Annotated in this window: 25 protein-coding genes, 1 tRNA gene and 1 pseudogene; 15 read left to right on the top strand and 12 right to left on the bottom strand. The window is 73.7% G+C overall.

Annotation, left to right across the window (positions count from 1 at the left end; all coding sequences use genetic code 11):
• Window positions 1-98: 98 nt before the first annotated feature.
• Together ACIBEA_RS36095 and zapE are read right to left on the bottom strand one after the other, a co-directional pair.
• On the bottom strand, window positions 99-524 hold the full coding sequence (locus ACIBEA_RS36095; RefSeq protein ID WP_399267434.1) for an OsmC family protein: 426 nt from the start codon (window positions 522-524) through the stop codon (window positions 99-101).
• A 65-nt stretch (window positions 525-589) separates the two neighbouring features.
• The gene (gene zapE, locus ACIBEA_RS36090) at window positions 590-1684 is read right to left on the bottom strand and encodes a cell division protein ZapE (protein WP_399267474.1); all 1095 of its coding nucleotides are present in this window, start codon (window positions 1682-1684) and stop codon (window positions 590-592) included.
• Between the two features lie 102 nt (window positions 1685-1786).
• Here zapE and ACIBEA_RS36085 point away from each other — a divergent pair, with 102 nt between their 5' ends.
• From ACIBEA_RS36085 to ACIBEA_RS36050, 8 genes are all read left to right on the top strand, one after another.
• Entirely contained in the window at window positions 1787-2560 is a 774-nt protein-coding gene (locus ACIBEA_RS36085; RefSeq protein WP_399267433.1) for a pyrimidine reductase family protein, read from the top strand.
• 127 nt (window positions 2561-2687) lie between these two features.
• Window positions 2688-3155: an indole-3-glycerol phosphate synthase gene (locus tag ACIBEA_RS36080; RefSeq protein WP_399267432.1), complete on the top strand. Its 468-nt coding sequence runs from the start codon at window positions 2688-2690 to the stop codon at window positions 3153-3155.
• Window positions 3156-3215: 60 nt separating this feature from the next.
• Entirely contained in the window at window positions 3216-4610 is a 1395-nt protein-coding gene (gene murC, locus ACIBEA_RS36075; RefSeq protein WP_399267430.1) for a UDP-N-acetylmuramate--L-alanine ligase, read from the top strand.
• Window positions 4611-4625: 15 nt separating this feature from the next.
• On the top strand, window positions 4626-5036 hold the full coding sequence (gene msrB / locus ACIBEA_RS36070; protein ID WP_399267429.1) for a peptide-methionine (R)-S-oxide reductase MsrB: 411 nt from the start codon (window positions 4626-4628) through the stop codon (window positions 5034-5036).
• Between the two features lie 272 nt (window positions 5037-5308).
• A complete protein-coding gene (locus tag ACIBEA_RS36065) occupies window positions 5309-7372 on the top strand; it encodes a phosphocholine-specific phospholipase C (protein WP_399267428.1) in 2064 nt (687 codons plus the stop codon).
• A 98-nt stretch (window positions 7373-7470) separates the two neighbouring features.
• Window positions 7471-7833, top strand: coding sequence for a type II toxin-antitoxin system RelE/ParE family toxin (locus ACIBEA_RS36060; protein ID WP_399267427.1), 363 nt, complete (start codon window positions 7471-7473; stop codon window positions 7831-7833).
• Entirely contained in the window at window positions 7830-8168 is a 339-nt protein-coding gene (locus ACIBEA_RS36055) for an XRE family transcriptional regulator (protein WP_399267426.1), read from the top strand. The genes ACIBEA_RS36060 and ACIBEA_RS36055 overlap by 4 nt, the downstream gene beginning before the upstream one ends.
• A 99-nt stretch (window positions 8169-8267) precedes the next feature.
• Complete coding sequence (locus ACIBEA_RS36050) at window positions 8268-9023, top strand: alpha/beta fold hydrolase (protein WP_399267425.1); 756 nt, start codon at window positions 8268-8270, stop codon at window positions 9021-9023.
• Window positions 9024-9109: 86 nt separating this feature from the next.
• Here the strand turns inward: ACIBEA_RS36050 and ACIBEA_RS36045 are convergent, their stop codons facing one another.
• The 4 genes and pseudogenes from ACIBEA_RS36045 to ACIBEA_RS36030 all read right to left on the bottom strand — a co-directional run bounded on the left by ACIBEA_RS36045 (window position 9110) and on the right by ACIBEA_RS36030 (window position 10790).
• Entirely contained in the window at window positions 9110-10225 is a 1116-nt protein-coding gene (locus ACIBEA_RS36045; RefSeq protein WP_399267424.1) for an alpha/beta hydrolase, read from the bottom strand.
• A gap of 19 nt (window positions 10226-10244) precedes the next feature.
• A pseudogene (locus ACIBEA_RS36040) lies at window positions 10245-10391 on the bottom strand (response regulator transcription factor); the annotation flags it as partial.
• 13 nt (window positions 10392-10404) lie between these two features.
• Window positions 10405-10584, bottom strand: a complete 180-nt coding sequence (locus ACIBEA_RS36035) for a hypothetical protein (RefSeq protein ID WP_399267423.1) — start codon at window positions 10582-10584, stop codon at window positions 10405-10407.
• A gap of 133 nt (window positions 10585-10717) precedes the next feature.
• Window positions 10718-10790: transfer RNA gene (locus tag ACIBEA_RS36030), tRNA-His, on the bottom strand.
• A gap of 213 nt (window positions 10791-11003) precedes the next feature.
• Between ACIBEA_RS36030 and ACIBEA_RS36025 the strand changes: the two genes are divergently transcribed.
• The gene (locus ACIBEA_RS36025; protein ID WP_399267422.1) at window positions 11004-12155 is read left to right on the top strand and encodes a M24 family metallopeptidase; all 1152 of its coding nucleotides are present in this window, start codon (window positions 11004-11006) and stop codon (window positions 12153-12155) included.
• Window positions 12156-12209: 54 nt separating this feature from the next.
• Here the strand turns inward: ACIBEA_RS36025 and ACIBEA_RS36020 are convergent, their stop codons facing one another.
• Entirely contained in the window at window positions 12210-12845 is a 636-nt protein-coding gene (locus ACIBEA_RS36020; protein WP_399267421.1) for a VOC family protein, read from the bottom strand.
• A gap of 144 nt (window positions 12846-12989) precedes the next feature.
• A complete protein-coding gene (gene treZ, locus ACIBEA_RS36015; protein WP_399267420.1) occupies window positions 12990-14771 on the bottom strand; it encodes a malto-oligosyltrehalose trehalohydrolase in 1782 nt (593 codons plus the stop codon).
• 127 nt (window positions 14772-14898) lie between these two features.
• On the opposite strand from treZ, the gene ACIBEA_RS36010 reads away from it, so the two are divergent.
• The 3 genes from ACIBEA_RS36010 (at window position 14899) to ACIBEA_RS36000 (ending at window position 16682) form a co-directional block, all read left to right on the top strand.
• Window positions 14899-15474, top strand: coding sequence for an FHA domain-containing protein (locus ACIBEA_RS36010; protein WP_399267419.1), 576 nt, complete (start codon window positions 14899-14901; stop codon window positions 15472-15474).
• 96 nt (window positions 15475-15570) lie between these two features.
• Window positions 15571-16101 (top strand): DUF1203 domain-containing protein, encoded by a 531-nt coding sequence (locus tag ACIBEA_RS36005; protein ID WP_399267418.1) that lies wholly within the window; start codon window positions 15571-15573, stop codon window positions 16099-16101.
• A 56-nt stretch (window positions 16102-16157) separates the two neighbouring features.
• Window positions 16158-16682 carry a GNAT family N-acetyltransferase gene (locus ACIBEA_RS36000; protein ID WP_399267417.1) on the top strand — a complete coding sequence of 175 codons (525 nt, stop codon included), beginning with the start codon at window positions 16158-16160 and terminating at the stop codon, window positions 16680-16682.
• On the opposite strand, the gene ACIBEA_RS35995 is transcribed toward ACIBEA_RS36000, so the two are convergent.
• Window positions 16666-18024, bottom strand: coding sequence for a M14 family zinc carboxypeptidase (locus ACIBEA_RS35995; protein ID WP_399267416.1), 1359 nt, complete (start codon window positions 18022-18024; stop codon window positions 16666-16668). The two genes, ACIBEA_RS36000 and ACIBEA_RS35995, sit on opposite strands and share 17 nt — an antisense overlap.
• A 101-nt stretch (window positions 18025-18125) precedes the next feature.
• A complete protein-coding gene (gene lpdA / locus ACIBEA_RS35990; RefSeq protein WP_399267415.1) occupies window positions 18126-19613 on the bottom strand; it encodes a dihydrolipoyl dehydrogenase in 1488 nt (495 codons plus the stop codon).
• Between the two features lie 92 nt (window positions 19614-19705).
• Here lpdA and ACIBEA_RS35985 point away from each other — a divergent pair, with 92 nt between their 5' ends.
• The gene (locus tag ACIBEA_RS35985) at window positions 19706-20587 is read left to right on the top strand and encodes a LysR substrate-binding domain-containing protein (protein WP_399267414.1); all 882 of its coding nucleotides are present in this window, start codon (window positions 19706-19708) and stop codon (window positions 20585-20587) included.
• Window positions 20588-20633: 46 nt separating this feature from the next.
• Window positions 20634-21113 (top strand): hypothetical protein, encoded by a 480-nt coding sequence (locus tag ACIBEA_RS35980; protein ID WP_399267413.1) that lies wholly within the window; start codon window positions 20634-20636, stop codon window positions 21111-21113.
• On the opposite strand, the gene treY is transcribed toward ACIBEA_RS35980, so the two are convergent.
• Window positions 21110-23323, bottom strand: a complete 2214-nt coding sequence (gene treY, locus ACIBEA_RS35975; RefSeq protein ID WP_399267412.1) for a malto-oligosyltrehalose synthase — start codon at window positions 23321-23323, stop codon at window positions 21110-21112. The two genes, ACIBEA_RS35980 and treY, sit on opposite strands and share 4 nt — an antisense overlap.
• Before the next feature lie 82 nt (window positions 23324-23405).
• Between treY and ACIBEA_RS35970 the strand changes: the two genes are divergently transcribed.
• Complete coding sequence (locus ACIBEA_RS35970) at window positions 23406-24695, top strand: MFS transporter (protein ID WP_399267411.1); 1290 nt, start codon at window positions 23406-23408, stop codon at window positions 24693-24695.
• On the opposite strand, the gene glgX is transcribed toward ACIBEA_RS35970, so the two are convergent.
• The gene (gene glgX, locus ACIBEA_RS35965) at window positions 24680-26794 is read right to left on the bottom strand and encodes a glycogen debranching protein GlgX (RefSeq protein WP_399267410.1); all 2115 of its coding nucleotides are present in this window, start codon (window positions 26792-26794) and stop codon (window positions 24680-24682) included. The two genes, ACIBEA_RS35970 and glgX, sit on opposite strands and share 16 nt — an antisense overlap.
• Window positions 26795-26964 lie beyond the last annotated feature (170 nt).

The raw sequence follows: 26964 nt of genomic DNA, 5'->3' as shown, positions 1-26964 counted from the left end.
GCCGCCCACCGGCCGCCCACCGGCCGCCCACCGGCCGCCGGCCGGTCGGGCCGGGGCGGGAGCGGGCGGGCCGGGCGCGGGCCGGGCACCGCGAGGGATCAGAGCAGCTCGGCGGAGAGCGTGATCGTGGTGCCGGTCAGGGCCTGGCTGACCGGGCAGTTCTTCTTGGCGTCCTCGGCCGCGGCGGCGAAGCCCTCGGCGTCCAGGCCCGGTACCTCGGCGCGCACGCTGAGGTGGATCCCGGTGATGCCCTCGCCCGGCTGGAAGGTGACGTCGGCCTTGGTCTCGACGCGGGTGGGCGGGGTGCCCGCACCGGCCAGACCGTGGGAGAGGGCCATCGAGTAGCAGCTGGAGTGCGCGGCGGCGATCAGCTCTTCCGGGCTGGTCTTGCCGTTGGCGGCCTCCGCGCGGGAGGGCCAGGAGACGTCGAAGGAGCCCTTGCCCGAGGAGTCGAGGGTGACGACCCCGGCACCCTTCAGCAGGTCGCCTTCCCAGACGGTGTGCGCGTGACGCGTGGTGGCCATGGCGGATCCCTTCACATAGGTGGAAGCGGCCGGGAGGTCTGACGACCTGTCCGGCGACCCCAAACCTACTGGGCCACCAGGCCCTTCGCGTCACGCGCCAGCGCGGTGAGCCGAGAGATGGCGCGGAAGTACTTCTTGCGGTAGCCGCCGTTCAGCATCTCGTCACTGAACAGACGGTCGAAGGGCACGCCGGAGGCGAGGACCGGTATCTCGCGGTCGTAGAGCCGGTCGGCGAGCACCACCAGGCGCAGCGCGGTCGACTGGTCCGGCACCGGGCCGACGTCGGTGAGGCAGACCGCGGCGACGCCCTCGGTGAGCGCGCCGTAGCGGCTCGGGTGCACCTTGGCCAGGTGTTCGAGCAGCCCGGGGAAGTCGTCGAGGCTGGCGCCGGGCGTCGCGTACGCCGCCTTGGCGACCTGCTCGTCGGAGAAGGGCGCGGGCGCCTCGGGCAGGCCGCGGTGGCGGTAGTCCTGGCCGTCGATCCGCAGCGGCCGGAACCGCGCGGACAGGCCCTGGATCTCGCGCAGGAAGTCGGCGGCCGCGAACCGGCCCTCGCCGAGCTTGCCGGGCAGCGTGTTGGAGGTCGCGGCGAGCGCGACGCCCTGCTCGACGAGCCTGCTGAGCAGCGAGGACACGAGCACGGTGTCGCCCGGGTCGTCCAGCTCGAACTCGTCGATGCACAGCAGCCGGTGCCCGCCCAGGGTCTGCACGGTCTGCTGGAAGCCGAGCGCGCCGACCAGGTTCGTCAGCTCCACGAAGGTGCCGAAGGCCTTGAGCGCGGGCTCGGCCGGAGTGGCGTGCCACAAGGAGGCCAGCAGGTGGGTCTTGCCGACGCCGTAGCCGCCGTCGAGGTAGACCCCGCGCGGGCCGGTGGCCGGCGCGACCTTGTGGCCGCGCCCGAACCAGCGGCGCTTGCCCCCGCCGCTGGCGTGGGCCCCGCCGAGACCGGCGGCGAAGCCGCTCAGCACGGTGACGGCCTCGGCCTGGCTGGGCTGGTCCGGGTCGAGGTTGTAGGTGTCGAAGCGCACCGCGTCGAAACGCGGGGGCGGCACCATCTCGGCCACGAGCCGTTCGGCGGGTACGTGCGGGGCGCGGGCGCACAGCGCGAGCGGACCGGCGTCGGGTCCGTCGGCGCCGGAGCGGGGTCCCGCGTCGGCTATCGGGCTCCGTCCGGCGGCGTCGCCGTGCGGGGCGGTCGCACCGGAGGGGGAGAGGGAGGTTGACACAGCCCTTAACTCTACGGGGCGTGGCACACTGCACCGATGCGACGCCTGTTCCCTGTGACCGATCAGACACCCCCCGTCCCGGGCGACCACCCGTGGTCGCTGGACGAGCTGGCGGAGGCCTACGCGTACCCCGCGCTCGGCGCCGGGGAGCACTGGCTGCGCGCGAACATGGTGTCCTCGCTGGACGGCGCCGGGCAGCACGACGGGCGCTCGCAGCCCCTGTCCAGCGAGACCGACATGAGGATCTTCGGCACCCTGCGGGCGCTGGCCGATGTGGTGGTGGTCGGTGCGGAAACGGTTCGCCAGGAGGGCTACCGCCCGGCCCGGGCCCGCGAGGACTTCGCCGCCCGCCGGGCCGCCGCCGGGCAGGGCCCCGCCCCGGTCATCGCCGTGGTCACCGCGAGCCTGGAGCTGGACTTCGCGCTGCCCCTGTTCACCGCGCCGCTCGTGCCCACCCTGGTGCTCACCGGAGCCGCCGCCCCCGCCGACCGGGTCGGCGCGGCGGCCGCGTCCGGGGCCGAGGTGGTGGTGGCCGGGGAGGGCGCGGGCGTGGACCCCGCCCGGGTGGTGCGGGAGCTGGCCGACCGGGGGCTGCGCCGCCAGCTCACCGAGGGCGGGCCGCGACTGCTGGGCCAGTTCGTGGCCGCCGGGGTGCTGGACGAGCTGTGCCTGAGCGTCTCCCCGACCCTCACGGCGGGTGACGCCCAGCGGATCGCGGGGGGCCCGCGGGTCGACGTACCGCACCGGCTGGCACTGGCCTCGCTGCTGGAAGAGGCCGGGTTCCTGTACACGCGTTACCGTCGGATCTGACAAGCAGCGGAATTTCCCGTTCCGCTTAGCTTCCGCTGGGCACATATACCAGCGCGAGCCCCGTGCGACATCGGGGCAGGATGGTTTCCGCAGGGGCCGGCCGCGGCCCATGAAGGAGAGGGCGTCCGTGTTCACGAGCGTTTTGATGATCGAGCAGCCTCTGACACCCGTAGACGTGGACTTCGTCACCACCCTGCACGGAGACGACCCGGTCTCCTTCTTCGTCCTCATGCAGCCCCGGGGCGACCAGGACCGGCTGCTGCGCGCCATCGACGATGTCGCGCTCGGCGAGCTGCCCGAGGCGTTGCGCGAGGGGGACGAGCCCGAGGGCGACGCCGCCCGCGGGCCCGCCGAGCAGGCCCTGGCCGTGTCGTTGGCGGCCCTGCGGGCCAAGGGAGCCAAGGCCGTCGGGCAGGTCATCGAGGACCACCCGCTCGACAAGTTGAAGGCCGTCGTGGCGGAGACGGGCGCCGATGAAGTGATCGTCCTGACCGCCCCGCACTTCGTGGAGGAGTTCTTCCACCGGGACTGGGCCTCACGGGCACGGCACAAGGTCGGGGTTCCGGTGCTCAAACTCTTCGCCCACAACGAATAGGCTGGGCGCCACGCACACCGCCACGCACACCGTCACGTTTGACCATCAGGAGCGACCTGTATGACGCCCGGCCTGCCGACCGCCATGGAACGGCCCCACTTCATCGGCATCGGCGGCGCCGGCATGTCCGGCATCGCGAAGATCCTCGCGCAGCGCGGCGCGCGGGTCGCCGGTAGCGACGCCCGTGAGTCCGAGACCGCCGCCGCCCTGCGCGCCCACGGCGCCACCGTCCACATCGGGCACGCCGCCGGCCACCTCGCCGACGACGCCACCTGCGTGGTCGTCTCCAGCGCCATCCGCGCGGACAACCCGGAGCTGGCCCGCGCGGCCGAGCTCGGCGTCCCCGTGGTGCACCGCTCGGACGCGCTCGCCGCGCTCATGGACGGCCTGCGCCCGATCGCGGTGGCCGGTACGCACGGCAAGACCACCACCACCTCCATGCTGGCGGTGTCCCTCTCGGCCCTGGGCCTGGACCCCTCCTACGCCATCGGCGGCGACCTGGACGCCCCCGGCTCCAACGCCCACCACGGCGAGGGCGACATCTTCGTCGCCGAGGCGGACGAGAGCGACCGCAGCTTCCACAAGTACGCGCCCCAGGTCGCCATCGTCCTCAACAGCGAGCTGGACCACCACGCGAACTACGCCTCGATGGAGGAGATCCACGACTCCTTCGAGACCTTCGTGGGCAAGATCCTCCCCGGTGGCACCCTGGTCGTCTCCGCCGACCAGGAGGGCGCGGTCGAGCTGACCCGCCGGGTCCGCGACCTGTCCTCGGTCGACGTCGTCACCTACGGCGAGACCGAGACGGCCGACGTCCGCGTCCTGAAGATCACCCCGCGCGGTCTGGCGGGCGAGGTCACCGTGCTCATCGGCGGCAAGCTGCTCACCTTCACCGTCTCGGTGCCCGGCCGCCACTACGCGCTCAACGCCGTCGCCGCCCTCGCCGCGGGCGTGGCCCTCGGCATCCCGGCGCACAACCTGGCCTCCGCGCTCGGCAAGTACACCGGCGTCAAGCGCCGCCTCCAGCTCAAGGGCGAGGCGGCGGGCGTGCAGGTCATCGACTCCTACGCGCACCACCCCACCGAGATGACCGCCGACCTGGAGGCCATCCGCGGCGCCGCCGCGGACGCCCGGATCCTGGTCGTCTTCCAGCCGCACCTCTTCTCCCGCACCCAGGAACTGGGCAAGGAGATGGGCCAGGCCCTCGCGCTGGCCGACGCCTCCGTGGTCCTCGACATCTACCCGGCCCGCGAGGACCCGGTCCCCGGTGTCACCAGCGAGATCATCATCGCCGCGGCGCGCGCCGCGGGCGCCGACGTCAGCGCCGAGCACGCCAAGGACGCCGTCGCGGAGGTCATCGCGGGAATGGCGAAGCCCGGCGACCTCGTTCTCACCATGGGGGCGGGTGACGTGACCGACCTGGGTCCGGCCATCCTGGCCCGGCTGGCGAACTGAAGGGGACGACGCGCGATGGCGTACGAGATCGAGAAGCCCGACGAGCAGTGGCAGGCGGAGCTGACGCCGTCGGAGTACCAGGTGCTGCGACTGGCGGGCACCGAGCCCGCCTTCCGCGGTGAGTACACGGACACCACCACGGCCGGCGTCTACTCCTGCCGCGCCTGCGGCTCCGAGCTGTTCCGCTCCACGGAGAAGTTCGAGTCGCACTGCGGCTGGCCGTCCTTCTTCGACCCGAAGGACTCCGAGGCGGTCGAGCTGATCGCCGACACCACGCACGGCATGGTCCGCACCGAGGTCCGCTGCGCGACGTGCGGTTCCCACCTTGGGCACGTGTTCGAGGGCGAGGGCTACCCCACCCCGACCGACCAGCGCTACTGCATCAACTCCATCTCCCTGCGCCTGGCCCCCGCCGAAGAGGGCTGAGCGCACCGCACGTCCCGCGCCGGGGCCCGCTGTCATCGGACAGCGGGCCCCGGCGTCGTCGTACGTGGGGGCGGGCCGGGGCGGGCCGGGGAAGGTCGCGGGGTGAAGGGAGGGTGGGGGCGGGGAGAAGACGGGGGACGAGGTCTTCCGTTCTCCGGGTGGACGTCGGAGGGTCACGCAAGCAACTCCGGTTGGTACGCCGGACACGTTGTCCTTGGGGCGCCCCTCGACGTCCCGCACCACCCCTCCTCACCCCCAGAGGTCCTCACACCATGGCAGAACTCGATCGTCGCCGGTTCCTCCAGATCGCGGGCGGCACCGCCGCCGCCACGTTGCTCTCGGAGAGCATCGCCCGCGCCGCCGCCATCCCCGCGCAGGGCGCCACCGGCACCATCCAGGACATCGAGCACGTCGTCGTACTGATGCAGGAGAACCGTTCCTTCGATCAGTACTTCGGGACGATGAAGGGAGTCCGGGGCTTCGGCGACCCGCGCCCGGTCCTCCAGGACAACGGCAAGTCCGTCTTCTACCAGTCCAACGGCACCAAGGACGTCCTGCCGTTCCACCCGACGGTGGGCGACCTGGGCATGCAGTTCGTCGAGGGGCTCAACCACGACTGGGCCGGCGGCCACCAGGCCTACAACAACGGCAAGTACGACAAGTGGGTCCCGGCCAAGACCACGACCACCATGTCGTACATGAACCGGAACGACATCCCGTTCCACTACGCCCTCGCCGACGCCTTCACCGTCTGCGACGCTTACCACTGTTCCTTCATCGGGGCGACCGACCCCAACCGCTACTACCTCTTCTCCGGGCACACCGGCAACGACGGTACCGGCGGCGGCCCGGTCCTCGGCAATCAGGAGGCGGGCTACGGCTGGAAGACCTACCCCGAGCGGCTGGAAGCGGCCGGGGTGTCCTGGAAGGTCTACCAGGACGTCGGCGACGGGCTGAACGCGGCCGGGTCCTGGGGCTGGATCAGCGACCCCTTCCGCGGCAACTACGGGGACAACTCGCTGCTCTACTTCACCTCCTACCGGGGCGCCCAGCCCGGCGACCCCCTGTACGAGAAGGCCCGCACCGGTACGAACGCCAAGGCGGGCGAGGGCTACTTCGACCGGCTGCGCGCCGACGTGCAGAACGGCACGCTGCCGAAGGTCTCCTGGATCGCGGCCCCCGAGGCCTTCAGCGAGCACCCGAACTGGCCCACCAACTTCGGCGCCTGGTACATCTCCCAGGTCCTCGACGCGCTGACCTCGAACCCGGCCGTGTGGGCGAAGACCGCCCTCTTCATCACCTACGACGAGAACGACGGTTTCTTCGACCACGTCGTGCCGCCGTACCCGCCCGCCTCCTCGGCCTGGGGCCTGTCCACCGCCGACGTCACCAAGGACCTCTACACCGGCGGCGTCTCCGGCTACGCGGCCGGTCCCTACGGGCTCGGCCCGCGCGTGCCGATGATCGTGGTCTCGCCGTGGAGCAAGGGCGGCTACGTCTGCTCCGAGACCTTCGACCACACCTCGGTGATCCGCTTCATGGAGAAGCGCTTCGGTGTGCAGGAGCCCAACATCTCGCCCTGGCGCCGCGCCGTCTGCGGTGACCTGACCGCGGCCTTCGACTTCACGCGGGCCGACGCCGCCCCCGCCGCGCTGCCCCCGACCACGGGCTACGTGCCCAAGGACCACAACGCGCACGCGTCCTACCACCCGGTCCCCCCGACCACCGGCTCCCTGCCGGTGCAGGAGACGGGCTCCAAGCCCACCCGCGCGCTCGGCTACGCCCCGTACGTGGATGGCCAAGCCACCGTCTCCACCGGCAAGTTCACCCTCACCTTCGCCAGTGGCCCAACCCTCGGCGGGCACTTCCACAGCACCTCGGGCAACCGTACGGACGGCCCCTGGCCCTACACCGTCGAGGCGGGCAAGACCCTCTCCGACACCTGGAGCACCAGCAGCTCCACCGGCAACCAGATCAATCTCAGCGTCTGGGGCCCCAACGGCTTCCTCGCCACCTTCAAGGGCCCGGCGAAGAAGGCCGGACCCGAGGTGAGCGCCCGGCACGTCACCGCCTCCGGCAACCTGGCGCTGTCCATGACCAACGCGGGCTCGGCCGCCGTGAACCTCACGGTGACCAACGCCTACGGCGGCGCCGCCCAGACCTTCAAGGTCTCGCCCGGGGCCACGGTCGCCCACACCGTCAACCTCCAGGCCACGGGCCGCTGGTACGACGTGAAGGTGGTCTCGGACGCGGATGCCACCTTCCTGCGCCGCTTCGCGGGCCACGTGGAGACGGGCGCCCCGGGGGTCTCCGACCCGGCGCTCAGGACCGCCTGACCCCGGTACCCTGCCCCCCCCACGGGGGTGGAGGGCCTTGATTCCGCACCCGGGGGCTTAATGCTTGCGTTAAGTTCCCGGGTGCGCCTCAATGGGAAGTGATTCTGGTCGGCGAAGTGGCGGCGTGGTTCGAGGCGCTGGCCGAGACCGACTGGAGCAGCGCTGAGCAGGTGGAAGACGCGGTGGACGCGCTCGCGATGGTCGGCCCGACACTCGGCCGACCGCTGGTCGACCGGATCAAGGGCGCCGAACAGCACCACATGAAGGAGCTACGTCCGGGCTCGTCGGGCGGTAGCGAGATCAGGATCCTGTTCGCCTTCGATCCGGTGCGTCGCGCGGTGCTGCTGGTGGCGGGGGACAAGGCCGGAAACTGGCAGCGATGGTACGAGGTGAACATTCCACTCGCGGAGAAGCGCTACCGGAACCACCTCGCCGAATTCGAGACCCGGGAGTACGAATGAGCACCGTCGGCTGGGAGGAAGCGAAGCGCCAGGCGCGTGAGCGCCGGGCGGCGGCCGGGCTGTCCGTGAGGTCGGCCGCCGAGAAGCGGGCCGCCATGGACCGGCTGCTGGCAGAGGTGAGGGCGTACCGGCTCGCCGAGATCCGGCAGGAGCAGGCGCTGACCCAGAAGGAGGTGGCGGACACCATGGGCGTCTCCGCTCCGCGGGTGTCGGCGATCGAGAACGGTGACACGGACCGTACGGAGGTCGCGACATTGAGGTCCTACGTCGAGGCATTGGGCGGGCGTTTGCGCGTCGTGGCGGACTTCGGCGACGCGGAGTACACCGTCGCCTGACATCCGTCCCCCGTGACGGTGTGAGGGTGGGCCCGCTGGGCAGAACGTACGGCGTCGGTTCGCGCCACCCCCACCGGCTCCGTCACCGAGGGAGAACACATGGCCATCGCCCACCGCAGGATCGGCGCCGGGCCCGTCCGCGTCGTCGTGCTGCACGACTGGTTCGGGACCTCCGCGCACTGGGGATCCGTACTCGACCACCTCGACCCCGCCGAGTTCTCGTACGTCTTCCCCGACTACCGGGGCTACGGCGAGCGCAAGGAGGTCGCCGGCCGCTACACGGTTGCGGAGATCGCGGACGACGTGCTCGCCCTCGCCGACGAACTGGGCTGGGACACCTTCTCGTTGATCGGGCACTCCATGGGGGCCAAGGCCGCCCAGCAGGTACTGGTCCGGGCCCCGCAGCGGGTCGAGAAGCTGATCGGGGTGGCCCCGGTGCCCGCCGGGCCCTACGCGATGGACGACGGGACCCACGCGCTCTTCCGGGGCGCCGCCGCGGACCCGGAGAACCGGCGCACCATCCTCGACCTGGTCACCGGCAACCGGGCGAGCCGGCACTGGCTGGACGGGATGGTCCGGCACTCCCTGGAGGTCTCCCGCCCCGAAGCCTTCGCCGCCTACTTCGAGAGCTGGCAACCGCTGGACCTGTCCGCCGCGGTCAAGGGGAACACGGTCCCGGTGCTGACCCTCGTCGGCGCCTACGACCTCGCGCTCACCGTCGACCTGGTGCGCTCCACCTGGCAGGCCCTCTACCCGCACTGCCGCGTCCATGTCCTCCCCGGCACCGGCCACTACCCCACCCACGAGACCCCGGTCGCCTTCGCGACGGAGGTCGAGGCCTTCCTGCGGACGTGAGCGCGGTCGGGCGGTGCGGTGGAGCGGGTCGGGGCGGGCGGAGCGGTGGTCATGCCGCCACCCGCCGGCCCGTCGCCCCGGCACCCTCAGTCCACCCGCAGCCGTCCCACCAGCCACTCCAGCGCCGGGGGCAGCTCCCGCCCCCAGGTCTCGTAGTTGTGCCCGCCGCTGTCCAGCACGATCGAGGACACCCGGGCGGGCGCTCGCACCGCCGCGACGAACTCCAGGGTCTGCGGGTACTGCTTCTCGCCCTTGCGGCTGCTCGCCACCAGCAGGGAGACCGGCGGCTGCGGCAGCGCCCGCAGCCGCCACAGCAGGTCGCTCTCCCGCCGCCGCACCGGGTCCCCGCCGAACAGCTCGCCCGTCTCCTCGTCCCGCTCCGCCGCGTAGGACGCCGAGAGCCCGGCCGCGGCCCGGTAGGACTCCGGCGCCCGCAGGGCCAGTTTCAGCGCGCAGTACCCGCCCACCGAATTGCCCATCACGCCCCACCCCCGCGGGTCCCGGGTCAGCCCGTAGTGCCCGGCGACCGCTGCCGGCAGGTCCCGCGAGAAAAACGTTTCCGCCTGCGGTCCGCCCGGTACGTCCACGCACTCGGTGTCCCGCGGCGGCGCCACGGTCGGGGTCATCATCACCAGCACCGCGGGCCGCATCGCCCCCGACCGCACCGCGTCCAGGGCCAGCTGCGGGTAGTGGAACAGGTCGATCAGCACCCGTGTCGTGCTCGGGTACCCGCTCAGCGCCAGCACCACCGGGAACCGGGCGCGCTGCTCCGCGCTCGCCCGCAGGAACTCCGGCGGCAGGTGGACGTACGCCTGCCCGTTCAGCCCGCTGCGGGACCCGCGCACCGTCACCGCCTCGATCCGCCCGATCACCGCCGGATCGTCCGAGCCCCGGTACCGCCAGGAGTGGGTGCCCTGGACCCGCACGGCGTCCGCGCCCGGGGCCCCGGTCAGCACCGGCGCGTCCCGGGAGAGGGCGAGTATGTCGTGCCAGGAGGAGTAGAAGCCGTACCCGCCGTTCACCGCGAGCAGCAGCGGCAGCCCCATGGTCAGGGCGAGCACCAACTGGAGCCCGATCCGGCCGAGCACCGGTCTCGCACCGGGGCCGGCCAGCCGGGGCCAGGCCCACCACACCACCGCCGCGAACACCGCGCCCGCCAGGATCAGCGCGCAGATCAGGGCGGGAAGGCCGTTGATCGCCATCGAGGAGTCTCCCGGCCGCTCAGCCGACCGGTCCGCGGGAGGTGACCGCGCCCGTTCCCCACGCCCAGGCGGCGATCTCGACCCGGTTGCGCAGGCCCAGCTCGGCCTGCACCGACACCAGATGGGTCTTGACCGTCGACGGCGAGATGTACAGGTCGTCGGCGATCAGTACGCGGATGTCACGGCTCATGGCGTTGATCTTGCCAGGCGAGTACCGGGAAGACACCGGTGACCTGCCAGCCACCGCCCGGCAGCGGCCCCGCCGCGAGCCGCCCGTCCACCGCCTCGACCCGTTCGCGCAGGCCGATCAGGCCCAGACCGCCCCGGCCGCCGGGCAGCAGGGCGACCACGCCGACCACGGCCGAGGGCGCCGCGGGCGTCGGCGACGGCCCTGGTGAGTCGTTCTTGCCGCATCGCTGTCCCGGCCGGTGGGTGGATGCGGAAAAGCCCGTGGGGGGTACGAGGAAAACCTCGTACCCCCCACGGGATCAGGGTGAGTGACGGGACTTGAACCCGCGGCCACCTGGACCACAACCAGGTGCTCTACCAACTGAGCTACACCCACCACGAAGGGCGGCGGACCACCCGTTCGATGTGCATGCACAGCATAGCCGATCAGGGAGGTGGTCCCGCGACACCGTTTCCGCGGGCCCGCCGGGCGCCTCCGCGGCCCACCGGCCCGGTTCGACCGGCCCGGTTCGACCGGCCCGGTTCGAGCGGCCCGCTTCGACCGGCGCGGCCGTCGCGCGCGCCGCACCGCTCACGGCAGGATCGGTCCATGGCCTTCGACACCGCACCCGGTACCGCGTCCGACACCGCCCCCGACCCCTTCACCGCCGCGGACTACGCGGCCCGGATGACCGCGGCCGCGCAGAGCGCCGCCGACGCCGGGCTCGCCGGTCTGCTCATCGCCCCCGGCCCCGACCTCACCCACCTCACCGGCTACCGGCCCGTGGACACCGAGCGGCTGACCCTGCTCGTCCTGGCCGCGGGGCAGGACCCGGTGCTCGTCGTCCCCACCCTGGAAGCCCCCGACGCGGCCGCGGCGGCCGGCGCTCCCGCGCTCACCCTGCGCGACTGGACCGACGGCAAGAACCCCTACGGCGTCACCGCCCCGCTGCTCGACGTCTCCGGTCGCTTCGGGGTCAGCGACAACACCTGGGCGCTCCACCTGCTGGGACTCCAGCGGGAGTTGCCCACGACCTCCTACGTCTCCCTCACCGACGCGCTGCCCATGCTGCGCGCCGTCAAGGACGAGCGCGAGCTGGCCCGGCTGGCGTCGGCGGGCGCCGCCGCCGACGCCGCCTACGCCCGGATCCTCGGAGTCCGCTTCGCCGGGCGCGCGGAGACCGAGGTCGCCGCGGACCTGGCCGCCCTGCTGCGCGAGTACGGCCACTCCCAGGTGGACTTCACCGTGGTCGGCTCCGGACCCAACGGCGCCAACCCGCACCACGAGGCGGGCCCGCGGGTGATCGAACACGGCGACATGGTGGTGCTCGACTTCGGCGGCCTCAAGCACGGCTACGGCTCCGACATCTCCCGCACCGTCCACGTCGGCGAGCCGACGGCCGAGGAGCAGCGCGTGCACGACATCGTCCGGGAGGCCCAGCGGACCGCCGTCGAGGTGGTCCGCCCCGGCATCGCCTGCCAGGACGTGGACCGGGCGGCCCGCGCGGTGATCACCGAGTTCGGCTACGGCGAGCGGTTCATCCACCGCACCGGCCACGGCATCGGCGTCACCACGCACGAACCGCCCTACATGATCGAGGGCGAGGAGCGGCCACTCGTCCCCGGCATGTGCTTCTCCGTGGAGCCCGGCATCTACCTCCCGGGCCGCTTCGGCGTCCGGATCGAGGACATCGTGACGGTCACCGAGGGCGGCGGGCGCAGCTTCAACAACGCCCCGCGCGAACTCGCCGTCGTCGAGTAGCGCCACCGGCCCGGGCCGGGGACCAGGTGCGTCGCCGGCCCGGCCCGGCCCCGGTCAGATCGTGACCGGGCCGTGGGCGGTGGCGAACTCGACCGAGACCAGGCCCGCTTCCTCGTCCTCGACCCAGGTGACGTCGATCTGGTCGAGGGGGTGGTCGGCCGGTTCGCCGAGGAATTCGGCGATGGAGGCGGCGTCGCCGGCGATGGAGACCCCGTGGATGGTGCTGGAGGTGCGCGGGTCGGCGCTCGGGCGTTCCTCGGCGGGGGCCAACCACTCCAGGAAGTAGGGCAGTTGCGGGTCCTCCATCAGCTCCAGCAGGCCGATCTGCTTCCACCGCAGGTCGAAGCCGTCGGGGCGGACGCGGTGGCCGTCGGTCGAGGTGCGGCCGAGGCGGGCCTCGACCGGGGCGATGTCGTCGACGGAGACCACCCAACCGAGCCAGCCGCCGCCCTCGGCGGCGCGGCGCGCGACGGCCTGGCCGAAGGGTGCGCGGTCGGCGGCGGGGTGGTCGAGCGTGGTGACGACCTCGACGTAGGTGCCGCCGCTCAGCGGGAGAATGAAATTGCGCGTGCCGAACCGCGGGTGCACGCCCCCGTCGACGAACCCGGCGCCGAGGGCCGATCCGATCCACTGAACGGTCGAGACGAAGCTGTCGCGGGCCACCGCATAGGACACATGATCAAGTCGCACTGCGGCATCATCACCCGACGACCCGTGCACATCCCGGCGCCACGCCCGACGCCCCGGCCGCGTCCGCCGCGAATTCAACCGTGGAGCGGATCGGTTCAGCCGTGGAGCGGATCGATCCTCGTCATCCCGGCGGGGAGGCCCCGCTCACGGGCCCAGGACGGCCGCCGACTCGCCCGCGAGGTGGAGGCGGCCGTCCGGCCCCGGGTGGTCCAGCGGCTCCCACGAGGCCAACACCCGTACGCCGTTGCGGCCCAGCGCGATCGTCACCGGCTCGGCGGACAGGTTGACCGCGACCCGGACGTCCCCGCGCCGGAAGGTCACCCAGCGGCGCTCCTCGTCGCAGGCCACCCGGACCGCCGCGAGATCGGGATCCCGCAGGTCGGGCAGGGTCCGGCGGAGCGCGATCAGCGTCCGGTACCACTCCAGCAGCCGGGCGTGCGCGGCCGCCTCCGGCTCGGCCCAGTCCAGGCAGGACCGCTCCCGGGTCGCCGGGTCCTGCGGGTCCGGGATCTCCTCGGCCTTCCAGCCGTGCGCCGCGAACTCCCGGCGGCGGCCGGTGCGCACGGCCTCCGCGAGCGCCGGGTCCGGATGGTCGGTGAAGTACTGCCAGGGGGTCCCCGCCCCCCACTCCTCGCCCATGAACAACATCGGCACGAACGGCCCCGTCAGCGCCAGGGTCGCGGCGCAGGCCAGCAGCCCGGGGGAGAGCGAAGCGGCGAGCCGGTCGCCGAGCGCCCGGTTCCCGACCTGGTCGTGCGTCTGGGCGTATCCGAGGAAGCGGTGCGCGGGCGTACGGCGCCGGTCCACCGGGCGGCCGTGGGTGCGGCCCCGGAAGGAGGACCAGGTGCCGTCGTGGAAGAAGGCCCGGGTCATGGTCTTGGCCAGCGCGCCGAGCGGGGCGCCGGCGAAGTCGGCGTAGTAGCCCTGTGACTCGCCGGTCAGCGCACAGTGCAGGGCGTGGTGGAAGTCGTCGTTCCACTGCGCGGTGAGGCCGAGGCCACCGGCCGTGCGCGGGGTCGTCGTCCGTGGATCGCACTGGTCCGATTCGGCGATCAGGAACAGCGGGCGCGCGGTCTCGACGCCGAAGGCGTCGACGGCCGCGGCCAGTTCCTCCAGGAAGGTCAGCGCCCGACCGTCGGCCAGCGCGTGCACGGCGTCCAGCCGCAGCCCGTCGATCCGATAGTCCCGCAGCCAGCCGAGCGCACTGCCGATCAGGTACGCGCGCACCTCGTCGGAGCCGGGCGCGTCCAGGTTGACCGCCGCGCCCCACGGGGTGTGGTGCGTGTCGGTGAAGTACGGGCCGAAGGCCGGGAGGTGGTTGCCGGAGGGGCCGAGGTGGTTGTGCACCACGTCCAGCACCACCCCGAGCCCGGCGCCGTGCGCCGCTTCCACGAAGCGGGCGAGCCCGGCCGGGCCGCCGTACGGCTCGTGCACGGCCCACGGCGCGACCCCGTCGTAGCCCCAGCCGTGGCGCCCCGGGAAGGAACAGACGGGCATCAGCTCCACGTGCGTGACGCCGAGGGCGGCGAGGTGGGACAGCCGGGCCGCGGCCGCGTCGAAGGTGCCCTCGGGAGTGAAGGTGCCGATGTGCAGCTCGTACAGGACGGCGTCCTGGAGGGAGGTGCGGGGCGCGGGGGCCGGGGCCTCCGGGAAGAGCGCCTCGACGTCGACCACGGCCGAGAGCCCGTCCGGGCCGTCGGGCAGGCGCCGCCCGCGCGGATCGGGCCGCACGGGCGGCGCCTGCCCGTCCGGGGCGTCGGTGTCGGCGTCGGTGTCCAGCAGGAAGCCGTACCGGTCCCCGTCGGCGGCCGGGGCCTCGACGCACCACCAGCCAGCCCGCTCCGGATCGGGCGCCATGTTCCGCGTGCTGTCGTTCAGCCGCAGACCCACCTGTCCTGCCTGTGGTGCCCACACCTCGAACTGCATGGACGGTCCCCTCGTCTCGGGCGGCAACCGGCATTCGTGCCACGACGGCGTCTCGACCCGGCCCATCATCGCGGCCCGGACGCAGGAGTTCTGGACACTTGGTGCACGACGGGCCGACAATCACCCTGTGACGTCCAGTTTCGAGTTCCCCGCCTATCCGGTGCCCCGGGTCTCCGACGCGGAGCGCGAGCGCGCCCTCGGCCGGCTGCGGGACGGCGCGGCGGACGGCAGGCTCTCGCACGACACCTTCGTGCGCCGGATGGAACTCGCGCTGGTCGCGCGCCGATCCGAGGACCTGGCCGTCCTCACGGCCGACCTCGGCGCGCGCGGCCCGGGCGGGCTGGAAAGCCCCCTGACGCAGCGTCTGTTCGGTTGGGTCGGCAAGGTCTCGGCGGTGAGCGCCGGTGTGCGGCGCGCCTGGGCCGCGGAGAAGCTGCCGAAGCTGTTGCTCCCGCCGCACGGCGCGCTCGGGCACGCGCTGACCATCGGTCGGGACCCCGGCAGCGGCCTGCGCCTCGTCCACGAGACGGTCTCCCGCCACCACGCCGAGCTCAGCCTGCGGGGCGGCCTGTGGGTGCTGCGGGACCTCGGCTCCACCAACGGCACCACGGTCAACGGCCAGCGCGTGACCGGCGCCGCCGTGGTCCGCGCCGGCGACCAGGTCGGCTTCGGCACCATGCAGTACCGGTTGTCGGCGAACTAGGCGAGACGGTCCGGGCCGGGACGGCCCGCAGGACCGGTGGGCTACACGTCCGATTCCTGCCAGCCCGCGCCGGGGGCGGGCGCCGAGACTGGGGTCATGACGACCACCTTCACGCCCCTGCCCGTCCCGCCCGCCGCCCTGCGGGAACTGCGGACCACCGATGACGCCGGGCGGCCGGCGCGGCCCTTCACCGCGCGCGCGGACGGGGCGCCCCTCGACTGCGTGGGCAGCCCCCTGCGCTGCTGCCTGCGCGGGATCGAAGCCGGTGACCGGGTCGCCCTCGTCTCCTACGCGCCGCTGCGCCGCTGGGCGGCGGCCACCGGGGTCGAGCCCGGGGCCTACGACGAGGTGGGGCCCGTCTTCATCCACGCCGAACCGTGCGCCGGGCCGGGCGAGGACCGCGGGTCCGGTGGGTACCCCTTCGCGCGCACGGGGGCCCTGCGCACCGTGCGGCGCTACGACGCCGACGGGCACATCGTGGGCGGCCGCCTCTTCGAGGTCCCGGACGACGCGGCGGCCGGCTTCGAGCGGGTCCTCGGGGAAGCCTTCGCCGAGCCCGAGGTGGCACTGGTGCACGTACGGGCCCTGGAGTACGGCTGCTTCCAGTTCGAGGTCCGGCGCCCGTAGGGGGTTGCCCGGACCCCGCCCGCGCGGCGCGGCGGGCCGGCCCGCAGGATGGCGGCATGGATTCCATGGACCAACGGCCCGCGGTGCGCCCGGCGCGCCCCGAAGACCTCCCGCGCGTGGTGGAACTCATCCACGAGCACGTCGCCCACGAACGCTCCGCCCCCCGGCCGCCCGACCTGGCCGAGCGGCTCGGCCCGCTGCTCTTTCCCGGCGGCGACGCGCCGGCGCCCCCGCTGTGGGTGCTGATCGCCGAGGACCCGACGGGACAGGCGGTCGGATACGCCGCCTGCTCCCGGGAGTTCGCGTTCTGGGACGCGGCCCACTACCTGCACATGGACTGCCTCTACCTCGCCGAGGGCGCGCGCGGCCACGGCCTGGGCGCGGCACTGATGGCCGCAGTCGCCGCCCTCGCGGCCGAGCTCGGCCTCGACCAGGTCCAGTGGCAGACCCCCGACTGGAACGAAGGGGCCGTGCGGTTCTACGACCGCCTCGGCGCGGCGGGCACGCCCAAGCGCCGGTACGGCTGGGCCGTCCCGGCCGCCGCGGACACCGACCGAGCAGGGGTCAACCTCCCGCGGTAGTGGGGGGACCGGCCGCCAAGAGCCGCTCGTACGTCGCCAGTACGGTGCGGGTCTGGTGCTCGACCTGGGTGGCCACCGGCACCCAGCGCGGCTGGAACCGGGCCGCGAAGGCCTCGCACCAGCCGGTGACCAGCCGGTCCAGCGCGGTCGCCGCCGGGTGCCCGGCCGCGCACAGCACCCGCAGCAGCATGGCGGCGGCCCGCAGCGCGAGGCGGCGGGCGAAGGCGTCGATGCTCCCGATGTAGGCGGCCGTCGCCTCCGGGGGCGCGGAGCCGGCGGACCACTGCGCGGCGATCTGCGGGATCAGCGCGAGCGTCCAGTCCACCGCCCGCAGCAGGGGCCCGGACGTCGGATCCCCGGCGGGCAGTTGGCCGCGGGCCCCGGCGAGGACCCGGGCGACCTGATCGGCGTCCGCGGTGAGCCGCCGGGCCAGGGACCGCAGGGCGCGCCGCGGATCGGGGTGCGGGGCCGGATCGTCCACCAGGTCGCTGGCCCACATGGGGACCTCGACGATCGCGGTCGTCCCGTCGTAGGCATGGGCGTGGTACCAGGTGCTCAGCCGGGTGTCCTCCGGGTGGAACACCCCGGGGGCATCGCTGTCCGGCGCGGGCATCACGAAGATCCCGGGGCCGGGGGAGGGCCAGCCCGCCGCGTCCGAGGCGCCTGTCTCCACCGGGATCCGCAGCTCGGCGGCCGACTTGGCGAACGGTTCGGCGAGTCCCGGTATGTCCCGGGTGAGCTGGACCCAGCTGCCGCCGAGGTCCGTCGCGTGCAGGGACACCTGGAGCACCGGGCGCAGCTCGTCGATCAGCGCGGTGAGGGCCAGGGTCTCGGGCGGCAGCCGGTCCGGAGGTAGTAAGGACGGCGCCCACTCGGGCTGTTCGGGACCGGGCGGGCGGAAGAAGTTGCGGTGGTAGTCCAGGATCGAGTGCGGGTGCGGTGTGCGGTGCAGGGCCGCCCCGTCCGGGTCGGCGCAGAGCAGGAAGTGCCAGCCGCACCCGGCGCGCAGGCCCGGGGCGTCGAGGACGCGGCGGGCGAGCGCGAGGGCGGTCGGCCCGCCGACGGGTTCGTTGGCGTGGGCCCCGGCCACGACCAGGACGTTGTGGCGCGGGGCGACGTCCGGACCGGAGCCGGAGCCGACGCCCGGGCCGGAGCCCGGCGCGGTGGCGGGCCGTGTCCCGCCCTCGGGCGACTGGACGGAGAGCAGCCACAGCGGGCGCCCGCCCCGGGAGGTTCCGGTACGACGGAGCCGGACCAGGGAGGGGTGCGCGTCGGCCAGCGCGCGGGCCGCCAGGGCGAGTTCCTGCGGTGTGGGGTAGCACATGTCTCGGAGGAGGGTCACTGTCAAGCTCTGCCCGCCTGACGTGCGCCCCTACCGCACGGGAGGCTCCGGGTTGACGCCCGCGGCCGCCACGGTCGCCCCCGCGCCCGGCTACTGCACGGCTACTGCTGGTGCAGGCCGCGCCCGGCCAGGGTCAGGAAGACCTCGCCGACGGCCTCCGAGAGCGTCGGGTGGGCGTGCACGTGCCGGGCCACGTCCGCCGGTTCGGCGTCCCACCCCACGATCAGCTGGCTCTCCGCGATCATCTCCGACACGTGCGGCCCGACCAGGTGCACCCCGAGCACCCGCCCGCCGCGCTCGGCGACCACCTTCACCATCCCGCCCTGCCCGTGCACCATGCCCTTCGCCACGGCCGTCAGCGGCATCGAGTTGACCACCACGTCGTAGGACCGTTCCCGCGCCTGCGCCTCGGTCAGCCCGACCGCGGCGGTCTGCGGGGCGGAGTAGGTCACCCGCGGCACCGCCGCGTAGTCCACCGGCGCCGACGCCACCCCCGCCAGGGTCTCCGCGACCAGCAGCCCCTCCGCGAACGAGGCGTGCGCGAGCCCGAGCGAAGGGGGCGGCAGCAGGTCGCCGACCACGTGGATGCCCGGGACCGCGGTCTCCAGCCTCGACCAGTCGGCGGGCGCGACGAACCCCCGCTCGTCCACGGTCAGTCCGGCCGCCTCCAGGCCCAACCCGTCCGTCACCGGCACCCGGCCGACCGCGACGAGCAGCCGCTCCGCGGCGATCGTGCGCAGCTCGCCGCGGGCGGTGCGCACGGTGGCGCGCACCCCGCCGCCGTCCGGGGCGCGGACCGCCCCCTCCAGCCGGGCCCCCGTCAGCACGTCGATCCCGCGCTTCTTCAACCCCCGGACCAGGTGCCGCGACACGTCCACGTCCTCCAGCGGGACGAGCCGGTCGGCCGCCTCGACCAGGGTGACGTCGGCGCCCATCGACCGGTGGAAGGAGGCGTACTCCACCCCGATCGCCCCGCCGCCCAGCACCAGCACCGATCCCGGCAGCCCAGGGGCGAAGAGCGCGTCGTCACTGGTCACCACCGTCCGGCCGTCCGGCTCCAGGCCCGGCAGGATCCGCGGCCGCGAGCCGGTGGCGAGCACGATCCCGCGGGTGGCGGTGAACTGCCGGCCGTCCTCGGTGCGGACGGACCGCGGGCCGGTCAGCCGTGCCCCACTGCGCACCACGGTGACCCCGGCGTGGCTCAGGTGGCCCTCGACGCCCTGGTGGTTGCGGCCGACGATGTCGTCGCGGGTGGCGGTCAGCGCGGACCAGTCCACCGAGTCCAGGGTCGCCTTCACCCCCCACCGCTCGCGGGCCTCGGCGATCCCGTCGACCAGCTCGGCCGCGTGCAGCATCGCCTTGCTGGGGATGCAGCCGCGGTGCAGGCAGGTACCGCCGACCTTGTCCCGCTCCGCGAGGACGACCCTGAGGCCGAGGGCCGCGGCGCGCAGGGCGGTGCCGTACCCGCCGGTGCCGCCGCCGATCACGATCACGTCGGTCACGATCACGTCGTTCGAACGTCCGTCGTTCGAGCGTCCGTCGTTCGCGATCACGTCGTTCGCGGTCACGTCAGTCACGTCTGTGTTCATGGACCCCAGCCTGCGCGGCGGGGCCGGGGCGGGTCCAAGGCAATGATCTTGTCGGACCCATGCACGTCCTGCATGACGCATGATGGCTGGTCATGAGCCTGCGCCAGATGGAGTACTTCCTCGCCGTGGTGGAGGAGTCCTCCTTCACCCGGGCGGCGGAGGTCCTGTACGTCACCCAGCCCGCCCTGTCCCACCAGGTCAAGGCATTGGAGCGGTCGCTCGGCGGGGACCTGCTGGAACGGATGCCGCGGGGCGTGCGGCTCACGGCGATGGGCCGCGCCTTCCTGCCGCACGCCCAACTGGCCGTGCGCAGCGCCCGGCTGGCCGAGCGCGCCGCCCGCGCCGCCGCCGGGGCGGACGGAGGCGAGCTGCACGTCGCCACCCTGCACGCCCTGGCCGTCGGTCTGCTGCCCGGCGTGGTCGCCCGGTGGCGCGCGCTGCATCCCGGGGTGGGGCTGGTGCTGCGCGAGTACGCCAGCACCGACGCCCTGGAGGAACAGCTGGAGCGCGGCGCCGCCGACCTCGCCGTGGGCCCGGAGCCGGAGGGCTGGAGCGGCCCGGTGCTCCCGGCGGGCCGGGAGGAGATCGTCCTGGTCGCCGCCTTCGACGACCCGCTCGCGGGGCGCGCCGCGGTCCGGCTGGCCGAACTCGCCGACCGCGACTGGATCCGGTGCGCCATGGAACCGCGCGTCGAGGGGGAGCCCTTCCTGGACCGGGTGTGCGGTCGGGCGGGGTTCACCCCGCGCAGTGTGCTCCACACGGAACACACCTCCACCGCCGTCCGGATGGCCGCCGCGGGCATCGGCATCGTCGCGGCCCCGGCGCACCTGGTCCGCGGCGCGATCGGCGAGGACTGCGTCCTGCTCCCGGTCGACCCGCCGTGGCACCGCGCCCTGGCGGTCTTCTCCCGCCAGCCCCTCACCGGCGCCGCCCGCTCCTTCGCCGCCCTCCTGGCGGACCCTCCCGGCGAGTGAGGGCCGTGGGCTAAGGTGCCCCGAACCGGGGCGAGGGGGGATCGCGTTGGAGCGTCGCAGGATGCTCGGGATCGGTACGGGGCTCGGAGCGGGCGCGGCCGCCGTGTGGGCGTGGCGGAGCCTGGGCGGACGGGGGGACGCCGGGGGCGGGGCGAAGTGGCACACCGACAGCGCCCCCCTGGAGGAGGCGTTCCCGGTGCTGGGCCCGCTCACCGACGCCGAGTGGGTGAGCAGCCGGGACCACGACCGCGACCTGCCGTCACCGGAGCTCGTCCTCTCGGGCTTCGCCCGGCTGGCCCCGGGCAGGCTCGCCGAGCTGACGGCGACCCACGACTTCGTCGTCGAGACGCCGACCGCGGGCTTCACCTCGTGGTTCGAGAAGCCGCTGGCCGGCCGGGGACCACAGCATCCACAGTGGATCCGCTCGCCCGCGCTCGACCATGACGGCGGCGATTCCGCCACCCACCTGTGGTTCGACCGGAGCGGCGACACCGTCCGCTTCACGGCGCGCAACCCGTACGGCTAAGGGGCGTCCGACGGCGCCTCGCGGACCAGGACCGTCACCGGGCCCGTCGACAGCAGGTGCTTGAGGGGGACCCGGTCGGTCAGGGGTTCGCGCCCGGGGTCCAGGACCGGGGTCCAGGCGCCCGGGGGCAATGGCAGCAGGGTGTCGCCCCAGCCGCCCGCGACGTCGAGCAGGTGCGGCAGGCGGGTGACCGCGACCAGCAGTTCCGGGGAGCGGGTGTAGGCCAGGCAGTGCTCCGCCGCCGGGCCCTCGGCCGCCAGCGGGGCGTAGCCGGCGAAGAGCTCCGGGCGCTCCCGCCGCAGCCGCAGCAGGGTGGTCGTCAGGGCCCGCTTCGCCGCGCCGGTGGCGGACCGCGGGGGGCCGGGGAAGGCCACCGGGCGGCGGTTGTCCGGGTCCACCAGGGTCCGGCACTCGTCCTCGCCGCCCTGGTAGAGCTCCGGCACGCCCGGCATGGTCAGGTGCAGCGCGGTCATCGCCAGGATCCCGTCCCCGGCCGCCGCCGAGACGTCCGGCAGGGCTCCCGGGCCGGGCAGGTGACCCGCGAGGGTGGCCTCGTACGCGGGGTTCGGATCGGTCCAACTGGTGAGCAGCGCGCTCTCCTTGGCGGCTTTGAGCAGGGCCGCGGCGAGCCGCTCGGTGCGCTGCGGCGCGTCCCCCAGGCCCAGGGCGCTCTGGAAGGCCGTCCACGCCTGCCGCGGGTCCGGGGCCCCGGCGAGCAGGGGCATCAGGTCGGGGCGCTGCGAGAGCACCGCGATCCGCGCCCGGACGTCCGCGCTGCGTTTGGTGTCGTGCGTGGACAGCACCGTGCCGGAACCCGGCCAGTGCCGCTCCAGGTGGGCGCAGTACGCGTGGAACTCCTCCGGGAGGACCGCCGGCCGGCCCGGGTCGCCGCCCACCTCCGTCGCCGACAGCAGCGGGGCGTAGCGGTAGAAGGCCCGGTCCTCCAGGGACTTGGCGCGCAGCGCGGCCGAGGTCTGGGCGAAGCGCGCCGCGAAGGCGGCGTCGGACAGCAGCAGGGCGCGCACCGCCGCGACGGCCTCCGGGGCGGCGGCCGACTCCGGCGGGTCGACGAGGCCGGGCAGGTCGGCCCGCCCCGGGTAGGTCCGGTAGACGCGGCACGCGACGAGGAGTTCCCGCACGGCCTCCGCCAGCGGGGGGCCGGCCCGCCGCACCAGGGTGGCCAGTTCGGCCGCCAGGTCCTGCGTGAGCACCTCGCGGGTGGCGGCCTCCGCCGTCCGCGGCCAGTCGGGCGCGCCGGTGGAGCTCCGGTAGCGGGCGGCGAGTTCGGCGGCTCCGGTGCCGCAGGTCAGTACCCCGTCCACCTGCCGCAGGGCGTCGTAGCCGGTGGTGCCGGCCACCGGCCAGTCCTGCGGCAGCCGTTCCCCGTCCGCCAGGATCTTCTCCACCACGATCCACACCCCGTCTCCCGCCGCGGCCCGCAGCCGCCGCAGGTAGCCCGCCGGGTCCGCGAGCCCGTCCACGTGGTCGATCCGCAGCCCGTCGGCGACCCCGTCGGCGAGCAGCTCCAGGAGCTTGCCGTGCGTGGCCGAGAACACCTCGGGATCCTCCACCCGCACCCCGATCAGATCGGAAATGGTGAAGAAGCGGCGGTAGTTCAGCCCGGTGCGGGCCTCCCGCCAGTGCGCCGGCCGGTACCACTGGGCCGCCAGCAGCTCGGCCGGGGGGAGCGCCCGCGTGCCGGCCCGCAGCGGGAAGCGGTGGTCCCCGACGTGGAGCAGGCCGTCCGCCACCCGGACGTCGGCCGGATCCAACGGAGCGGCCAGCACCGGCAGCAGCAGCTGACCGTCGTTCACCTCCCAGTCGATGTCGAACCAGCGCGCGTACGGCGAGCCGGGACCCTCCCGGAGCACCTCCCACAGGGGACGGTTGAGTTCTAAGGCCGCCGGGACCGCCATGTGGTTCGGGACGATGTCCAGGACCAGGCCGAGGCCGTGCGCGCGGGCCGTGCGGGCGAGCGCGCGCAGCCCCTCCTCGCCGCCCAGCTCGGCCCGGACCCGGGTGTGGTCGACGACGTCGTAGCCGTGGGAGGAGCCGGGCACCGCCTCCAGCACCGGGGACAGGTGCAGGTGCGAGACCCCGAGCGAGGCGAGGTACGCGGCGGCGGAGGCGGCCGCCGCGAAGGGGAATTCCGGGCGCAGCTGAAGTCGGTAGGTGGCGGTCGGGCGCGGGGTGGCTGGCTGCGGGCTCATGAGAACGTACGTACCCAACCTGCCGGATTCCGTGCCATGACCCAATGCATCCGGGTGACTGCGCCGGGTTAACGTTCGTCAGGTGTTTGGAACCGTCGACACCTATCGAAAAGTCATCGCCCTCACCGGGCCCCTCCTGCCCGTCATATCCTTCTTCGCCCGACTCCCCGTCGCGATGTCGCAGTTCGGCAGCGTCCTGCTGGTCGTCCAGACCAGCGGCTCCCTGGCCACCGCCGGCATCGTCGGCGGTTCGCTCTCCGCCGGCCAGGTGGTGTGCGGCCCCTTGCTGGGCCGGCTGGCCGACCGCCACGGACAGCGGCCCGTCGTCCTGGCCGCCGCCGCCGTCAACGCCCTCGCCACCGGCGCACTCGTCGCCGGGGCCCTCGTCGGCCTCGACACGGTCCCGCTCGCCGCGATCGGAGCCGTCACGGGGGCCTCCATCCCCCTGATCGGACCGCTCGCCCGGACCCGTTCCGTGGCCCTCGCGCACCGCGCCGGGGCCGACGAGGGCGTGATCGGCGCGGTCCACTCCCTCGAAGGCACCCTTGACGAGGTGTCGTTCGTGTTCGGCCCGGCCCTCGTCGGGCTCGCCGTCCTCGTCGCGCACCCGGCCGTCGCCCTCTCTGGCGCGGCCGTCCTCGTCGTCGCCTTCGGCAGTGCCTACGCCCTCCACCCGACCGCCTCCGTCACGGCCGGATCGCCGGCGCCCACCGGCGCCGCGAAGGCCGGCCGCCCCCGTCACCCCGGGATCGTGCACGCGGTCCGGGGCTCGCTCGCGCTCCAGGGCGCCATGTTCGGGGCCTGCCAGGCCGGCATCGCCTCCCTCACCGACCGCCTCGGGGCCCCCGGCCAGGCCGGGATCGTGTACGCCGCGATGGGCGTGGTCAGCGCGGTCGTCGGCCTCGCCCTCGGCGCCCTGCCCGCCCGCTTCGGGCTGCGGCTGCGTTGGCGGACGGCCACCGGAGCCGCCCTCCTGCTCTCGGCCCCGCTGCTGTTCGTCGACAGCCTCTGGAGCCTGTACGCCGTCGTCACCGTCCTCGGCGCGGCCTACGCCCCGCACCTGATCACCGCCTTCGCGCTGACCGAGCGGGCGGTGGCCCACGACCGGCTCGCCGAGTCGATGGCCTTCGCCGCCAGCTCCCTGGTCGCCGGGCAGGCCGCGGCGCTCGCCGTCTCCGGACGGCTCGCCGAGTGGTACGGGCCGGCCGGAGCCTTCGCGGTCGCCGTGGGCGCGGCCGCCCTGTGCCTGGTCCTCGCCCTCCTCGCCCGGGTGCCCGCCGCCCGTACGCACCCGGCCGCGGCGGGCGGCGGGGCGGCCGTCGTGCCCGCCGCCGTGTCCGCCGCCCCGCGGGGGTCCTACGCCGGGCGCTGAAGCACGACCAGGCTCCGCCCCGTCAGCGCCACCCGGTCGCCGGCCGCGTACTGCGGTCCGGTGCCGGGTGGCAGTACGTCCGACCGCGCCGTGTCCACCACGAGCCGCCACTGCGCGCCGTGTCCCACCGGGACCGTGAAGTCCTGGGGCTCCGCGCCCGCGTTGAACATCAGCAGGAACGAGTCGTCGGTGATCCGCTCGCCGCGGGTGCCCGGCTCGGAGATCGCCTCCCCGTTGAGGAACACCGTCAGGGCCTTCGCGTGCTGCGCCTGCCAGTCGCGCGCCCGCATCGGCTCGCCGTGCGGGGTGAACCAGGCGATGTCCGACAGCTCGTCGTCGGTCCCCTCGACCGGCCGTCCGTGGAAGAAGCGGCGCCGCCGGAACACCGGGTGGTCGCGCCGCAGCCACACCATCTGTCGGGTGAACTCCAGCAGGGGCGGCGGCGGTTTGCCCGGCTCCGGCCAGATCAGCCAGGACAGCTCGTTGTCCTGGCAGTAGGCGTTGTTGTTGCCGCCCTGGCTCCGGGCGAACTCGTCGCCGTGGCTCAGCATCGGCACGCCCTGCGACAGCATCAGCGTCGCCACGAAGTTGCGCATCTGGCGCGCGCGCAGCTCCAGGACCTCCTCGTCCTCGGTGGACCCCTCGACCCCGCAGTTCCAGGACCGGTTGTGGCTCTCGCCGTCCCGGTTGCCCTCCCGGTTGGCCTCGTTGTGCTTGTCGTTGTAGGAGACCAGGTCGTGCAGGGTGAAGCCGTCGTGGCAGGTGGCGAAGTTGATCGAGGCGAGCGGGCGCCGACCGTCGTCCTGGTACAGGTCCGAGGAGCCGGTCAGCCGTCCCGCGAACTCGGCGAGCGTGCGCGGCTGGCCGCGCCACAGGTCGCGCACGGTGTCGCGGTACTTGCCGTTCCACTCGGTCCACAGCGGCGGGAAGTTGCCCACCTGGTAGCCGCCCTCGCCCAGGTCCCAGGGCTCGGCGATCAGCTTCACCTGGCTGACCACCGGATCCTGTTGGACGAGGTCGAAGAAGGAGGAGAGCCGGTCGACCTCGTGGAACTGGCGGGCCAGGGTCGCCGCCAGGTCGAAGCGGAAGCCGTCCACGTGCATCTCGGTCACCCAGTAGCGCAGCGAGTCCATGATCAGCTGGAGGACGTGCGGGGACCGCATGAGCAGCGAGTTCCCGGTGCCGGTGGTGTCCGTGTAGTAGCGGGCGTCCTCCCCGAGCCGGTAGTAGGAGGCGTTGTCCAGGCCCCGGAAGGACAGGGTCGGCCCCAGGTGGTTGCCCTCGGCCGTGTGGTTGTAGACCACGTCGAGGATGACCTCGATGCCCGCCTCGTGCAGGGCCCGGACCGCCGATTTGAACTCCAGCACCTGCTGGCCCCGGTCCCCGGAGGCGTAGCCGTTGTGCGGGGCGAAGAACCCGATGGTGTTGTAGCCCCAGTAGTTGCTGAGCCCGTCGTTGAAGAGCCGGTGGTCGTTGACCGACTGGTGCACCGGCATCAGTTCCAGCGCCGTCACCCCGAGCTTGGTCAGGTGGCCGATCACCGCCGGATGGGCGAGGGCGGCGTACGTACCGCGCAGTTCCTCGGGCAGGTCGGGATGACGCATGGTCAGCCCCTTGACGTGCGCCTCGTACAGCACGGTGTGGTGGTACTCGGTGCGCGGCGGCCGGTCGTCGGCCCAGTCGAAGTACGGGTTCACCACCACCGAGGTCATCGTGCGCGGCGCGGAGTCCAGGTCGTTGCGCGAGTCGGGCCGGCCGAAGTGGTAGCCGTACACCTGCTCGCCCCAGTCGATCGACCCGCTGATGGCCCGCGCGTACGGGTCCAGCAGCAGCTTGGCCGGGTTGCAGCGCTGCCCGCGCTCGGGCTCGTACGGTCCGTGCACCCGGAAGCCGTAGCGCTGGCCCGGCATCACCCCGGGCAGGTAGGCGTGGCGGACGAAGGCGTCCGTCTCGCGCAGCTCGACGGCGGTCTCCGAGCCGTCGTCGTGGAGGAGGCACAGTTCGATGCGCCGTGCGGCTTCGGAGTAGACCGCGAAATTGGTGCCCGCCCCGTCGTACGTGGCACCCAGGGGGTACGCCTGTCCTGGCCAGACCTGCATAGATGCGACTCTTCCAATCTGATCCGGCGTCGGACTACGTCCCCCAGATCTTCCCCGAAAGAGCGGAGGTACGCGGGGACTTGGGATGGTCCTACCGGGTGAAGGCGTAGAGCCGATATGCGGGTCAGTGGACTATGCGCGCATCGGATAATGGGTCAACGGCGTGCCGG

The organism is Streptomyces sp. NPDC051555, assembly GCF_044454405.1.
Lineage (GTDB): Bacteria > Actinomycetota > Actinomycetes > Streptomycetales > Streptomycetaceae > Streptomyces.
This window is presented reverse-complemented; position numbering and strand designations above follow the sequence as displayed.